This window comes from Pseudobacillus wudalianchiensis (assembly GCF_001685015.1).
GTDB lineage: Bacteria > Bacillota > Bacilli > Bacillales > Domibacillaceae > Pseudobacillus > Pseudobacillus wudalianchiensis.
Map to the genome: position 1 here is coordinate 452063 of NZ_MAYT01000012.1, position 14619 is coordinate 466681.

Below are 14619 nucleotides of genomic sequence, written 5' to 3' on the forward strand. Positions count from 1 at the left end.
AGCAAGAATAATTGAACGAGAGAAGGAGAATGAGGAATGGGAGCAGGACGCTGGATTGGGAAGACAGTTGGAAAAGCAGGAGGAACGGTAATTGGAGGCGCTGTAAAACTTGGGGGAAAAGCACTAAAGCAGAAGTGGATCGAAGAAGCAGGAGATAGTGTAAAGACGGCTTCTACGGCTGCTTTGGAAAATGCCGGTCAGTTTGTGGACGGAGCTGTACAAGGTACATATGGGCTCGTGAAGAAAGATGAGTATTATCAACAGCAAGGTCTCGCTGACTTAAAGGATTCAGCTGGCAAAACGATAAAAGGCATCGGCGGCACGATTAAGTACACAGCGGGCAATGCAGCAGAAGTGGTCAAAGGGGCAGCAGCAGGTGACAAGGACCAAGCGCTAAATGGACTGAAAAATATCGGGAAAGTGGCGGTAGTGACGACATTTGCTATTGGTGTGATTGACTTGGTTGACGGAGCCGATATCGCGGAGGCCGAGGAGGTCGATACGCGCAATGATCATTTGAGCGGTTACGAACATCCGGAAACCGGTGTGCCGTTTGTTGAAAAGACAGTAGAATTGCCTGATGGCGATAAAGTAGAAGGAACATTTCCTATGTTCGACTCTGAGTTTCGCGTAGTAATAGCTGAAGAGTTGTATTTGCAAAGTGATGATATCCATTTTGAAGTCGCCAATGAAACGTTATACGAGGCGATTGAAAAAAATCCAGGATTAGCAGATGAGCTTGGGTTAAGCGAAGCGGACAAGCAGGCGCTCGCTGCAGGAGATACGCCGCCTGGCTGCGTCTGGCATCATAGTGAAGAACCAGGGACGCTTGAGCTTGTAGACAAGGAAGTACATCACCAAACGGGACATACCGGCGGCCGCGAGCTTTGGGGAGGCGGAGCGGAGTATCGCTAACGGGAGAGTGGATAGCTGTCGCGGCTTTTTGAGGCAGATAGCCGCGAAATTAATCTGTACTTAAAAAAGTACAGTGATTATAATGGAATAGGAATAAATGGTAAAAAATATAAGCTGTCGCAAGGATTGATTCAAAGAAGTGCCGAAAATTAGGCACCTGAATGACAAAAATCCGGCATTGATTCTATGATAGGGATCTGTCTTAAAATGGAATAAAGTGCAGGCTGCGGACAAAAGTTTGTTTTTCTGGTTTCTTATCTAAACATATTTTAGTCGGCCTGTCGATCTTAGCTATACTTTAAGCTTTTGGTAAGTGGAAAAGGAGACTTGTTCAAAATGCTATTGAATGCAACCGACACGAAAGAGATGAAGATGATTCAGGCGATTTTGGGCACGATTGATGAAGGCATTCATGCGGTGGATGCCAATGGCATAACGATTTTTTACAATCATGTGGCTGCTAAGCATGATAACGTCGAGCGGGAGGAGGTACTGGGCAAACACTTATTGGAAGCGTTTCCTTCTCTGTCTAGCGCCACCAGTACCTTAATGAAAGTAATTCAAACAGGAGAACCGATCTATAATCAACACCAATCTTATTACAATTTGCGTGGAACATTGATCGATATGGTGAACACGACACTGCCGATCAAAGTAGACGGGGAGCTGGTCGGGGCTGTTGAGATTGCGAAAGATTTAACAAAGGTAAAGCAGCTTTCCGAAAAACTGATTGATTTGCAGGCAAGGGTGGAAACAGGGCAGCGTCAGAAAAAAACTTCGAACAGCCAGACTGGTGCAAAGTATCAAGTAACAGATATTATTACGAATGATCCTGCTCTTGAACAGTTAAAAAAGAAGGCGTTAAAGGTAGCCTTGACTTCATCGCCAATTCTAATCTATGGAGAAACCGGAACAGGAAAAGAATTGCTCGTTCAGTCGATCCATAACGCCTCTCCCCGCCAACCCAATCCCTTCATTGCACAAAACTGTGCGGCGATTCCTTCCTCACTGCTCGAAAGTATTTTGTTTGGAACCGCGAAGGGAAGTTATACGGGCGCTGTTGATCGCCCTGGTTTGTTCGAGATTGCGGATGGTGGAACACTTTTTTTAGATGAAATCAATTCCATGCCTCTCGATATTCAAGCTAAGTTATTAAGGGTGCTGGAAAACGGTGTAATCCGCAGAGTAGGTGGAACGAAGGAGCATGAAGTGAACGTTCGGATTATCGCTGCGATGAACGAGACAGCAGATGTTTGTCTTCGCGAAAAAACATTGCGGTCAGATTTATACTATCGTCTCAATGTAATCAATTTGCAAATCCCGCCGCTTCGAGAGCGAAAAGCGGATATTCCGCTGCTGACGGATCACTTTATCCAAAAATATAATTTTCTTTTTAACAAGCTTGTGATGAAGGTAGATGATGAGGTTCGAGCTGTTTTTAACCGTTATGACTGGCCGGGAAATGTTCGTGAGCTGGAGCATGCGATTGAATCGGCAATGAACATTATGGATGGCGATGTTATTACAGTAGAGTCTATTCCAATGCATATTGCCGGAAGTGCCCCGGCGCTAGCGAAGATAGAGGACATTCCGTTGCAGCCATTGCGCAAAGCACTAATCAAAACCGAAGAAAATTTGATCAGACAGGCGCTGGCAGAAACAGAGGGAAATATCCAACAGGCAGCGAAGTTACTAGATGTTCCCCGGCAAACACTGCAATATAAATTAACGAAGCTAAATATATTGTAAAATCACTCGAGCGGTTTTCCTTATTGTTTATGATATTCAAGCTTCATGCCCTCTGTCTTGAAAAAAGTGCAGCTGTTTCCCTATTTTTAACCGCCGAAAATTCGGCGGTTTTTATTGGCTTTTAGTAGGATCATTTCGCGAAATATCCGCTCTATTTCCCTCGAAAAAGTTAATTTTTCGCGCTGCTACAAGGTTTGAGAGAAGTGTCACTCCTTTTTGGCATACAACTTGCTATAGAGAAAGATGACATTCGTTTAAGCAGTGCTATTAAAAAATGCATGAGAGGAGAAAGAGAATGAATCTTACTATTACGAACTTACCTGAAGCACCTCATTCTAAAGTTGATCACACAGCGGCACCACTTTATGAGGCCCTTTGTTTATATGAAGCAAGCAAGCGTACATCAATGCACGTTCCAGGACATAAGGATGGGCGGGTATTTGACCGGGAAGCATTTGACCGCTTTGACAGCATATTAAAAATTGATGCGACTGAATCAGTAGGAATCGACGATTTGCATCATCCGACTGATTTTATTGCAGACGCACAGAATCTAGCAGCAGAAGCGTTTGGAGCCGATCATACTTTCTTTTTAGTAGGCGGAAGCACAATTGGAAACATTGGGGTAGCTCTTACGCTGTGTGCACCTGGGGATAAAATTCTCGTACAGCGTAACATGCACAAATCCGTATTCCATGGTTTAATGCTGGCAGGCGCTCAGCCAATTTTTATTGCACCGGCTATTGAATCCACAACGAAAGTAGCGAAAATGTCTGACATTTATTTTATCGAGAAAGCGTTGAAGGAAAACCCGGATGTGAAGGGAGTATGGATTACAAACCCTAATTATTACGGAATGAGCCAGGATATTACTCATTTAGCAGAGACTTGTCATAAAGCCGGTGTCCCTCTTATTGTCGATGAAGCACATGGCGCACATTTTGGGCAAGCGGAAGAAGTGCCGCCGTCGGCTCTTTCTAAAGGTGCAGATGTCGTTGTTCAGTCTACACATAAAATGCTTACAGCGATGACGATGGCTTCTATGCTCCACGTAAAAGGAAATCGTGTTTCCCGTGAGCGGCTGGCACAAGTGCTTGGAATGATTCAGTCAACAAGTCCTTCCTACCCGCTATTAGCTTCTTTGGATTTGGCAAGACGTTATTTAGTGACAGAGGGCCGAGCTCATTTAAAAGAAACCGTGAAGCGTTTGGAAGAAAGACGCATTGCTCTTGCAGACGAGTTGCAAGCGCTTTCCATCTGGGAAGGAAGCAAAGAAGTTCATTACCGTGATCCGCTAAAGTGGATTATCTCCTGTAACAATGAAATTGTCTCCGGTTATCAGCTGTTGGATATGTTTTATGAGCAAGGCTGCACGGCCGAGATCAGCGACCCGCGCAATATCGTCTTTTTGTTTTCACTAAATGAAGAACAAGAAGACATTGATAAAGTAGTGGACGCTATTAAAGCCATTGACCAAAAGCTGCAGCAGTGGGCTATGACTGAAAAGGAAGAAAAAGGAGAAACGGTTCTTTTCGCAGCAGAGGGGACGTTGTATAAGCAGGAAGTCTCTTTACGGGATGCTTTCCATATGCCGCGTAAAAAAGTGGCGCTGGAGGAGGCGGTTGGCTCCCTCTGTGGAGAAATGATTCTTCCTTATCCGCCAGGGATTCCGTTGTTAACACCTGGTGAAGAAATTACGGCCACTCATGTGCAAACCATTAGAGAGCTGAAGGAAATGGGCGCCTATTTCCAAAGCCCTTCAGATGACACGCTCAGAACATTGTACGTATTGGAATAGTTTACAATTCAATCAGCCGCCGCATCTGCAGGAGGCTGCGGCTGGTTATAGAAAAGTATGAAGACTGGAATGCACAACCGAAGAATCCGCAAGCAGAACATGACAGGTCCTCATCAGAAAAAAGGGGGAACAATGTATGCCAAATAACGCCTCGCAATCTACGATTTTATCTTCATCTGAGGCAGAGAATCAGAGAGTACAAGAGTCACCGCAGGAGTTAAAACGAAATTTAAAATCAAGACATTTAACGATGATCGCCCTTGGCGGAACGATCGGAACAGGTCTATTCCTCGCCAGTGGGAGCGCCATTCATACAGCAGGACCGGGAGGAGCTCTTCTCGCTTATGGAGCTATCGGGATTATGGTGTATTTTGTTATGATCAGTCTTGCAGAAATGGCCGCCTTTTTGCCTGTTGCCGGTTCATTCAGTACGTATGCCACCCGCTTCGTAGACCCGTCTCTAGGATTTGCTCTCGGCTGGAACTATTGGTACAACTGGGCGATTACGATTGCCTCCGAGCTTGCGGCTGTCACGCTCATTATGAAATTTTGGTTCCCAAACAGTCCTTCCGTTTTGTGGAGCGGCTTGTGTTTAGCGATTATATTTTCATTAAATTACCTTTCTGTTAAAGGATTTGGAGAATCAGAATATTGGTTTTCGATGATTAAAGTCGTAACGGTTATTGTCTTTTTAATCGTTGGGGTCATGATGATTTTTGGCATTCTTGGCGGAGAATACATTGGCTTTAAAAACTTTACGATCGGTGATGCTCCATTCCACGGTGGATTTATGACCATTCTAGGGATCTTTATGGCGGCCGGTTACTCCTTCCAAGGAACCGAGTTATTCGGGGTAGCTGCCGGTGAAACTGATAATCCGTCCCGCTCGATTCCGAAAGCGGTTCGACAAGTATTCTGGCGTATTCTGCTATTTTATATCTTTGCTATTCTTATCATTAGTCTGATTATTCCGTATACGACAGCAAGCCTGGCAAGTGATGATGTCACGGTGAGTCCGTTCACGCTTGTATTTGATCAGGCGGGAGTTGCCTTTGCTGCATCGGTAATGAATGCGATTATTTTAACATCTGTTCTATCAGCGGGAAGCTCAGGGATGTATGCTTCTACTCGGATGCTGTGGGATTTGGCTAGAGAAGGAAAAGCACCAAGATTTTTATCTAAGTTAGATCGTCGCGGGGTACCAGTAAACGCTTTGATTATGACCTCTCTTATGGGGACACTCGCGTTTCTTGCTTCTTTCTTTGGAGATGGAGCGGTTTACATTTGGTTATTAAATGCATCGGGGATGTCCGGTTTTATTGCCTGGGTCGGAATTGCGATTAGCCACTACCGTTTCCGCCGAGCTTATATAGCCCAAGGCCGCGACCTACGTGACTTGCCTTACCGGGCAAAGTGGTTCCCGTTTGGTCCGCTATTCGCCCTTACACTCTGTATTATTGTTATTTTAGGACAAAACTATAGCGCTTTCACAAGCGGCGCAGTTGACTGGAACGGAGCGATCATTTCCTACATCGGTCTTCCATTGTTCATTGCTGTTTGGTTAGGGTATAAATTTATAAAGAAAACAAAAATTGTACCGCTAGAGAAATGTAATTTTAACAAATCATAATCGTGACGGCTTTCCATTATGGAAGCGCTCACAACTTTCACGCAACGGTGAATCGAAAATAAGAAGGAGAGTGCCGAAAAAAAGGCACTCTCTTTTTTATGGAGAAGTGATTTCAAAAAAACTCACCTGAACGTAAAAAAACTCACTTTCTTCTTGAAAAGAGTGGTTTTAACGGCTTTTCTACCCCTAATGGCTATTGGCACAGCTATTGCATTATAGATAGAAAGGCATCATTTTTATGACTTACTATTGGGGAGGAGAATTTTTATGAACGTAAAAGAAGAAGCACAGCAACTGGGGTATACATTGCCTTATGAGCATTATGTAAATCCTGAAATTTTCGAAGAAGAGAGAAAAAAGATCTTTCTAAAAAACTGGATTCTTGCCGGGCATGTGAGCCAGGTAGAACAAAAAGGTGACTTTTTCATCTTTGAGATTGCAGGAGAATCCATCATTATTAGCCGAGACCAGGACGGGGAGCTACATGCTTTTTATAATATTTGTCCTCATCGGGGAGCAAAAGTGGAGCGCAGCAAAGAAGGCAACAAGAAAATTTTTATGTGTTCCTATCATGGCTGGACGTTTCATTTAGACGGCAAACTGAATAAAGCTCCTAACTTCAAAACGACGGATTTAGGAGAGCATAGCTGCATGACACCAGTCAAATTAGCGGTCTATCAATCGATGATTTTTATCAATTTAGATCCAGAAGCCTCCTCTCTCAGAGATGTTTACGAAGAATTAATGGGCGGGTTGGATCAATATCCTTTTCTTCATTCTTTGAAAAAAGTAAGAGTAAGTGAGCGGTTAATTGAGGCGAACTGGAAAGCGGTCGTCGATAATTACTTGGAATGTGACCATTGCCTGATTGCTCATCCGGCTTTCTCTAAAACCTTCGATATGAAAAATTATAATATCGATCTCTATAAGAATTATAGTTGTCAGTATTCGCGTCTAACGAATGGAAAAAGTGAAGAACCAGCCCAGTTCTATTGGGTATGGCCTAATATGATGATTAGTATTTATCCCGGTTCCGGAAACATGACAACGAGCCAGATTCTACCGCTTTCCCCTGATCAATCACTCGCTATTTACAGTTACTACTTCCCAACAGAAGAAGTATCTGAAGAGCAAGAAGAGCTCATCAAGTTTGTTGACCAAGTACGGGAAGAAGACTTTGAGCTTGTGGAGCTTTTGCAAACAGGCTTTCGTACCCAAGCTTTTAAAAGAGGCGTTTATTCACCGACTGAACACGCTTTGCATCATTTTCACCAGCAAATTAAAGAAGCGATGAAGTAAAGGCTTTAATCCATTGAAAATATGTTTGATACTTGCATTCAGCGTATCTTATATTCGAACAAAAGCTTCTTATTTAGATTGGATATCGCTGAATCTTTCTTTTCGGTAAAATGAAGGCAACAAAGGTCTTTCTAATTATAAAAGTCAGAATATACAGAAAGAGGGGGGTTGACGATGGAACAATCGAGGGTAGATCGATTTATTTTTTCAACGGCGCTGCTTGTGTTAGCAATTTTTACAGTCCCTGTACTGATTAACCCTGAAAAAGGAAATCAGTTTTTAGGAAGTATATTGGGACTGATCAGCGGCAAATTCGGCTCGCTTTATTTACTCGTTACCTTTTTAATTTTCGTGGTTTTGCTCTATTTGGCCATGAGCAAGTATGGAAATATTAAACTAGGGGATAAACATGATCAACCTGAGTTTTCTACTGCCAGCTGGATCGGGTTAATCTTTACGTCAACGGCAGGCTCGAGTTTGCTATATTGGGGGTTTATTGAATGGAGCTATTATTATACGGCGCCTCCATTCGGAATCGCTCCAAAGAGTGTAGAAGCAGCGGAATGGGCATCGACTTATGGAATTTTTCATTGGGGCTTTATGGGTTTTTCCGTATACTGTCTTCCTTCCATTGCTTTAGCCTATGCGCTCTACGTTCGCAAGATTCCCAACACACGGCTCAGCTCAGCCTGCCGAGGAGTACTAGGGGACCGGGTAGATGGTTATTTAGGAAAGTGTATTGATATTCTGTTTATGTTTGGGATCGTCGGTGGTGTTGGAACATCGCTCGGTTTAGGGACACCAATGTTATCAGAAGCGGTATCAAAACTATTTGGCATTGAACGTTCCTTAGGGCTCGATGTCGCGATTATCGTATTTTGGACACTGATCTTTTCAGCAAGTTTATATTTCGGATTGAAAAAAGGATTAAAAGTTTTAAGTGACATTAATATTCATATTTACCTTGCCTTTGCCCTGTTCTTTTTCATCGCGGGACCGACGGTTTTTATCATTAACAAGTTTACGGACAGCATGGGATTGCTGCTGCAAAACTTTTTAAGAATGAGTCTGTATACAGATTCGGTAGGCGGCTCCACCTTTGCTCAAGATTGGACGATTTTTTACTGGGCATGGTGGTTTGCTTTAGCACCGTTTATGGCAATGTTTACCGCTAGAATCTCAAAAGGAAGAACAATACGTTCTGTCGTCTTCGCCATGTGTATTGGCGGAACCCTTGGCTGTGCGTTAGCCTTCTCAGTATTTGGCAATACGAGTCTTTATTTTGAACTAAATAACATTCTGCCAGTCATTGATATTTTACAAAATGAAGGGGCACCGGCGGCAATCGTGGCCATGATTCAGGCGATGCCGTGGGGCTCACACGTTGTGCTTGCTGTTTTTATTGTTTTGGCATTTATTTTCCTGGCAACGACGATTGATTCTGCAGCGTATACTCTTTCATTTATGTCAACAAAAGCTACGACAGAAGAGAAGGAACCGGCCAGATGGATTCGGTTGTCTTGGGCGCTGATTATCGGCTCTGTCGCGATTGTATTAATGTATGGGGGCGGGCTAGAAGCATTGCAGACACTGTCCGTCATTACTGGATTTCCAATCATGTTTATTTCCCTTATCATTATGATCTCTTTATTAAAATGGCTAAAAGAGGATTATCGAACTCATGAAGTTTCGCTTGATCGATCTGAAAAAGAGGAGTATATATCTGAAAAAAAGTCGAGCTGAAAAACAGGAGCCATCCTATCTAGGATGGCTCCTGTTTTGGCTAAAATGAATGATCGCGCAGGTCTTCGCAATACTTTTGGATGAGCTTCACTGCGTTTGTCTGGCTGATTTTTAAGTCTTTGGCAACCTTTCGCGAGCTTTTATGCTTTTGGAACGATTTGCGGACAATCTCTCTTTTAGCTCTATCTATCGCTTCATTAAGAGAGGAAGGGGGAGATAGAGCGGGATTATCTTGAATGCTTTCATAGATCATTTCAGGAAGATCGGATACATCAATGATGGAATCACTCGTCACGACGAGTCTTTCGATTAAATTTTCTAATTGCCGTACGTTTCCCGGCCAAGAATAATACGTCAGCATATCAAGGCACTCTTGGGAAATGAGCTTGTTCATTTCATAAAGGCGGTTAAAGGTGTGCAAAAAATTGTAGGAGAGCGGGATGATGTCTTCTTTTCGTTCTCTTAGAGGTGGCATTTTTATGTCAATGACATTTAAACGGTAATATAAGTCTTCCCGGAATTGCCTCTGCTGCACCATCTCAGCCAAGTTTCGATTCGTGGCAGCGATAATGCGTATATCTACTTTCTTTTCTTCATAGCCGCCAACGGGAATAAATTTTTTATCCTGGATGACCTGAAGAAGCTTTGCCTGAAGACTTAATGACATTTCACCGATCTCGTCTAAGAAAAGTGTTCCTTGATCGGCAGCCTCGAGCAGGCCTATTTTTCCTGTTCGATTAGCGCCGGTGAAAGCGCCTGGGGTGTAGCCAAACAGCTCCGATTCAAGTAGTTCAGCCGGAATCGCTGCACAATTGATAGTTAAAAAGGGACCTTCCTTTCTTTTGCTTGTTTGGTGAATATAGCGAGCGAGCACTCCTTTTCCTGTCCCAGATTCTCCTTGAATTAAAACAGTTGAATTCGTTACCGCGATTTTTTGAGTGAATTTTAAAATACTCTTCACTTTTTCGCAGTTTGTAATAAGATCGATTTCTGTTTGCTCTGAATGCTTGGAGGCTGAAACACCTGTTTTCTCATTTCTTTTAAGCAGGTTATAGTTCTGTAATTCTCGTGCAGTGGTGACGACTAATTCAACCTCATTGTTTTCGTTTAGTATCGGAATAGCCGATGTAAGCAGTTCGGCCCCAAGATTCGTTGTCTGCTTCATAAAAAGCGGTTTTTTCTTTTCGTATACTTCTGGAGCAAGGGATGGTTTCCAATAACCCTGCTCAAATAGTTCTACACTAGATTTGCCTAGAACATCTTCTTTTTTTAATCCATAATGTTTTTCGCAGGCGCTATTCACATAAATAATAGTCTTATTTCCGTCAAGAACAAAAATCTCATCCGATGAATAATCTAGTATCTTTACAAGCGATTCTAAAGTCATATCTACATTTTTAGTAAGATTGGATAGCTGTTTCATATAGAGCCTCCCCCAAAAGAGTAGTGCGGCGAAGAGGACAATGAACTCTAATCGCCCCATTCACTTGTTGTGATACATAACATTCTATCTATTCTGAAAATTAATCACAAGATAATAAAAGACAAGCGCCCGCTTTCAATTAGCCTTTTATAAAGAAAGTCATATTCCCCCGTTTATGGAGCATAGGCGCGCGAAACAAATAAGAGGAAAGCCCCCTGGGAACATGTAGGTAAGGAGCTTTCTTCTATTATTATGCTGTAAAATGCGGCAGTACTAACCCGCCGTAAACAAAGGCTGCTACGATGACGATGGCCGGATGTACTTTCCACTTGGTCATCGCCAGCAAGGCAACGGCGGCGATGAGAAAGGATTGCCAGTAGCCGATGGAATCAAAGGAGACGTGGCTGAATTCCCACGTTAGCATGATCATCATGATCGCGATCACCGGCTGAACGAGAAGGGTCATTCCTTTTACAACAGGAGAGTGCTTAAAACGGTTCAAGACTTTAAGAAGAACGACGATCGCAATGGCAGAAGGAGCAACAGTCGCTAAAGTAGCTACGATTAGTCCAAGCCAGCCAGCCTGCTGATAACCGGCAAAGGCCGCGATCTTCGTTGCAATGGGTCCAGGCAAAGCGTTGGCGACCGCAAGCATATCAACAAATTGTTCATTGGTCATCCAGCCGTAATGATCGACTACCTCCTGCTGCATAAGAGGGATAGAGGCTGGCCCTCCGCCGTAACCGAGCAAGTTTGCGATAAAAAATGCTAAAAATAACTGTACAAAAATCATAGTGACCCCTCACGATCTTGGCCGGTCTTCCGCTTGGCCCAGCTTGAAAACTTAAAATGAACGGTACCATAAGCTAAAAACAGCGCGATTGTAATAGCTGGGTGAATATGAATGATGCCAAGCAACAGAAAAGCAACTAGGCCAGAAATAAGGCCGATGACTTTTCCTAACCCTTTCCACGTTTTTGCACAAAATTCGTAAGCCATCATGCCAAGTAAAACAGCAATCACGGGACGGACCGCTGCAATCATACCTGAAATGATAGGGGATTCCTTTAATGTATAGAGTATCCCTAGAAGTGCAACGATTCCAACGGTAGTAGGGAAGATATGCGCGATCACGGCTATACAAGCGCCGATCGTTCCTTTTTGGCGATAGCCGAGCTGGGCGGCCATTTTTGTGGCAATCGGTCCGGGCAACGCATTAGCAAAGGCTAAAATTTCACCGAACTCTTCATCACTAATCCACTTATAGCGCGTAACAGCTTCATGCTGGAAAAGCGGAATGACGGACGGGCCTCCTCCGTATCCTAAAATTCCCGTTCGGGCCATGGCTGCTGCAATATCAATATACGCTTTCCAACTCACATGATTGTCCTCCTGTCTGTTTAAAAATGATTCGTCCTTTTCTCTTTATTTAGATAGAGTGATTACAGTTATCTTAACAAATAGTTGAGAAGGCTACCTATGGGGAAATACTTTTTATGTATTTTATTGAATAAAAAATTTCCAATAAGTGAGTGGCTCACCTAAATACATTGATGAATGAATAGATACTGAAAAGACCCCAGGGAAGGCCTGGAGTCTTTTCGGTTAGTCTTCTTCTTTATAGAATCGTTCTCCTGTATCAGGGTGCATGTAAACGACGAGTTTCTTTTTTGTTGTTGGGTCAATCGAGACTTCTTTTGTGCGGATGAAGCCCTCTGGTACTTTTTCACCGTGTTTTGTTTTGAAGCGGCGGTCCCAAATGAACCAGGAGCCGATTACTAAGATGATAAGGGCAATCAGCTGCAAGCCATAAAAGCCGACAATCCATTCTATCATTTGCTTTATTCCTGTTCCGCGATAACAGCGGTTCCATAAGCAACGATTTCACTCATATTCTGGCCAATTTCGCCGGAATCAAAGCGCATCATAATAATCGCATTAGCGCCCATGGCGTTAGCGTTCTTTACCATACGGTCCATTGCTTGCTTCCGTGCATCCTCTAGCATCTCTGTATACTGGTTAATTTCCCCGCCAACCAGTCCTTTGAATGAAGCTACAATATCTTTTCCGATTCCGCGTGCTCTAACGGTTAGGCCAAACACTGGGCCCTTTACTTCAGTAATTTTATAACCAGCAATTTTCTCGGTTGTCACGATCAACATATTTTTCCACCCCTTGTAAATAAATGAACTTCTTCTTTATTGTACCTTGTTTCTTATATGTCTGCTATGTCGGCTGAATGAATAAAGCATGAAAAAAAGCGTTAAAAACTTTCTTAACGCTTTTCAGAAGTATGTGAAGTTGTGGGCATCGTTTGTATTTTAAATACAAACGATGATTTTTTATTCATAAATATACGATACCGGCCCCGCCTGCGCCGAATACCATGACAGCCACTGTTGCTGTCCAACCTAATAACAGCATAAAAGAAAACGCTTTCAATTTCAATGGGTATTTTGGATGTTTTTAGGAGGTGTTTGTATAAAAATTAATATTATCGAATGAGCCTCCTTGCAAACAAAGTATCATAAATTCCTATTTTGATAAAAAAAGAACTGTGCTTCAATTGTTCATTCTCTCTAGTGATTGAGATGTAGTTGTTTATGACTAAATTTATGAGAGAAAATCATGACTAATCTAAAGATAGTAAACGCACTGAGCGTCGATAAATAAACATTTACCACTAAAAAGTATAAACGCCTTATGCCAAAAAGAGGGGAAAGTGGCTATGGTTTTTTTATTCACTCACATCAGTTTATTTAGTTAAATAGCTGCATTGAAAAGTAAAAAGGGGATTGTTAGATAAAAGTACCATTGGCGTATGTAAGCTCGCTAACAAAATTTACATGAAGGCGGCAAGCAGAAGTTTTAGCTATTCTTTTACAAAAAACAGCAGGACAGTAGATGGAGAAAGAATGAACATAAGGCCAAAAGTTATAGTAAATTGTTAATTTGTTTGGTTATTTACTTATGTGCTATATTTATGCCGCATTGGATTTTATTAGAATAAATTGATTTATTTTACATAACTTTGTCTTTTGCGTGCTAGTGTGGGAAATTGATTTATTCAAAAGAATCCTTATTTAGAAAGCAGGTGGTTCTATTCAAGTCTAGCTTCAAAAAGATGTTTATGAAAAAGGCATTCATATTAACGCTAATAGTATGTGTTTTTGTAACCGTCCTATCTTTTTTCTTGTCACAGAAAGAAGCCCATTATGAAAATGATTTGGAAAGGTTGAAAGGCTCAAAAAGACAAATCGTTCCGTGGGGTCAGGAGTTAGTTGGAGTGAATACGAATACAGATAAAAAGATAAAAGTGGCCATTCTTGATAGTGGCATTCATGATCAGCATGAAGATTTAATAGGAAAGGTGACGAAGAAATTTAACGCTCTCGAGCCTGGTAAAGAAATACGGGATGACTTTGGCCACGGTACAGCCATTGCAGGAATTATCACAGCCAATCATAATGATGGCGGCATAGTAGGAGTAAATCAGAATATTGAAATTTACGATGTTAAAGTGCTGGATGAACATGGAACAGGAGAAGTAGAAGACTTTATTAAGGGAATTCACTGGGCCATGAAAGAAGGCGCCGATATGATAAATGTTAGTTTTGGCATTCAATCAGACAATGATCAATTAAAAGAAGCGATAACAGAAGCACGCGAGGCGGGCATCATCATTGTGGCGGCCGCCGGGAATACTTATGGGCTGGGAGTAGATTACCCAGCGAAGTATGAAAATGTCCTCTCTGTAGCAGCAATCAATAAAGAGCTACTCCGTCCAAGCTCTTCAGCAAGAGGAAAAATAGACTACACGGCACCTGGCGTAAACATTTTGTCAACGGACCATAAAGGGGGATATTCCTTATTCACTGGTACCTCCTTTGCAGCTGGGTATGCATCCGGAGCCATTTCTGTACTGTTAGCAAACTATAAATCCAGCAGCTTAGCAGAAGCTATTCCTTTTGAGGAGTTCCTGCAAAAACACACCTTTCATTTAGCTGAGAAAAAAGAGAATGAGTATGGCAAAGGTTTATTAACTATAAAATAAGGGTGATC

12 protein-coding genes are annotated in these 14619 nt (G+C 42.4%); 7 read left to right on the forward strand and 5 right to left on the reverse strand.

Annotated features, from left to right (window positions below):
• Positions 1–36: 36 nt before the first annotated feature.
• From A8F95_RS09925 to A8F95_RS09950, 6 genes are all read left to right on the forward strand, one after another.
• The gene (locus tag A8F95_RS09925; protein ID WP_065410356.1) at positions 37–915 is read left to right on the forward strand and encodes an HNH endonuclease; all 879 of its coding nucleotides are present in this window, start codon (positions 37–39) and stop codon (positions 913–915) included.
• 336 nt (positions 916–1251) lie between these two features.
• Entirely contained in the window at positions 1252–2664 is a 1413-nt protein-coding gene (locus tag A8F95_RS09930) for a sigma-54 interaction domain-containing protein (protein ID WP_065410357.1), read from the forward strand.
• A 295-nt stretch (positions 2665–2959) separates the two neighbouring features.
• A complete protein-coding gene (locus tag A8F95_RS09935) occupies positions 2960–4462 on the forward strand; it encodes an aminotransferase class I/II-fold pyridoxal phosphate-dependent enzyme (protein WP_065410358.1) in 1503 nt (500 codons plus the stop codon).
• A 136-nt stretch (positions 4463–4598) separates the two neighbouring features.
• On the forward strand, positions 4599–6092 hold the full coding sequence (locus A8F95_RS09940; protein WP_065410359.1) for an amino acid permease: 1494 nt from the start codon (positions 4599–4601) through the stop codon (positions 6090–6092).
• A 267-nt stretch (positions 6093–6359) separates the two neighbouring features.
• On the forward strand, positions 6360–7391 hold the full coding sequence (locus A8F95_RS09945) for an aromatic ring-hydroxylating oxygenase subunit alpha (RefSeq protein WP_065410360.1): 1032 nt from the start codon (positions 6360–6362) through the stop codon (positions 7389–7391).
• A 174-nt stretch (positions 7392–7565) separates the two neighbouring features.
• Entirely contained in the window at positions 7566–9134 is a 1569-nt protein-coding gene (locus A8F95_RS09950) for a BCCT family transporter (RefSeq protein WP_065410361.1), read from the forward strand.
• Positions 9135–9174: 40 nt separating this feature from the next.
• On the opposite strand, the gene A8F95_RS09955 is transcribed toward A8F95_RS09950, so the two are convergent.
• The 5 genes from A8F95_RS09955 to A8F95_RS09975 form a co-directional block, all read right to left on the reverse strand.
• Positions 9175–10557 carry a sigma-54 interaction domain-containing protein gene (locus A8F95_RS09955; protein WP_065410362.1) on the reverse strand — a complete coding sequence of 461 codons (1383 nt, stop codon included), beginning with the start codon at positions 10555–10557 and terminating at the stop codon, positions 9175–9177.
• Positions 10558–10807: 250 nt separating this feature from the next.
• Entirely contained in the window at positions 10808–11350 is a 543-nt protein-coding gene (gene chrA / locus A8F95_RS09960; protein ID WP_065410363.1) for a chromate efflux transporter ChrA, read from the reverse strand.
• On the reverse strand, positions 11347–11937 hold the full coding sequence (chrB, locus tag A8F95_RS09965; RefSeq protein WP_281181761.1) for a chromate efflux transporter ChrB: 591 nt from the start codon (positions 11935–11937) through the stop codon (positions 11347–11349). Before chrB ends, chrA begins: the two co-directional genes overlap by 4 nt.
• A gap of 225 nt (positions 11938–12162) precedes the next feature.
• On the reverse strand, positions 12163–12393 hold the full coding sequence (locus A8F95_RS09970) for a hypothetical protein (RefSeq protein WP_065410364.1): 231 nt from the start codon (positions 12391–12393) through the stop codon (positions 12163–12165).
• 5 nt (positions 12394–12398) lie between these two features.
• Positions 12399–12719: a YbjQ family protein gene (locus tag A8F95_RS09975; RefSeq protein WP_065410365.1), complete on the reverse strand. Its 321-nt coding sequence runs from the start codon at positions 12717–12719 to the stop codon at positions 12399–12401.
• A 1064-nt stretch (positions 12720–13783) separates the two neighbouring features.
• Between A8F95_RS09975 and A8F95_RS09980 the strand changes: the two genes are divergently transcribed.
• Positions 13784–14611 (forward strand): S8 family serine peptidase, encoded by an 828-nt coding sequence (locus tag A8F95_RS09980; RefSeq protein ID WP_245671228.1) that lies wholly within the window; start codon positions 13784–13786, stop codon positions 14609–14611.
• Positions 14612–14619 lie beyond the last annotated feature (8 nt).

Excerpts from the sequence above, each read along its gene's own strand:
- A8F95_RS09950 (WP_065410361.1), top strand. The coding sequence starts at position 7,566 with ATGGAACAATCGAGGGTAGATCGATTTATTTTTTCAACGGCGCTGCTT.
- A8F95_RS09930 (WP_065410357.1), top strand. The coding sequence starts at position 1,252 with ATGCTATTGAATGCAACCGACACGAAAGAGATGAAGATGATTCAGGCG.
- A8F95_RS09945 (WP_065410360.1), top strand. The coding sequence starts at position 6,360 with ATGAACGTAAAAGAAGAAGCACAGCAACTGGGGTATACATTGCCTTAT.
- A8F95_RS09940 (WP_065410359.1), top strand. The coding sequence starts at position 4,599 with ATGCCAAATAACGCCTCGCAATCTACGATTTTATCTTCATCTGAGGCA.
- A8F95_RS09975 (WP_065410365.1), bottom strand. The coding sequence starts at position 12,719 with ATGTTGATCGTGACAACCGAGAAAATTGCTGGTTATAAAATTACTGAA.
- A8F95_RS09970 (WP_065410364.1), bottom strand. The coding sequence starts at position 12,393 with ATGATAGAATGGATTGTCGGCTTTTATGGCTTGCAGCTGATTGCCCTT.
- A8F95_RS09925 (WP_065410356.1), top strand. The coding sequence starts at position 37 with ATGGGAGCAGGACGCTGGATTGGGAAGACAGTTGGAAAAGCAGGAGGA.
- A8F95_RS09955 (WP_065410362.1), bottom strand. The coding sequence starts at position 10,557 with ATGAAACAGCTATCCAATCTTACTAAAAATGTAGATATGACTTTAGAA.
- chrA (WP_065410363.1), bottom strand. The coding sequence starts at position 11,350 with ATGATTTTTGTACAGTTATTTTTAGCATTTTTTATCGCAAACTTGCTC.
- A8F95_RS09935 (WP_065410358.1), top strand. The coding sequence starts at position 2,960 with ATGAATCTTACTATTACGAACTTACCTGAAGCACCTCATTCTAAAGTT.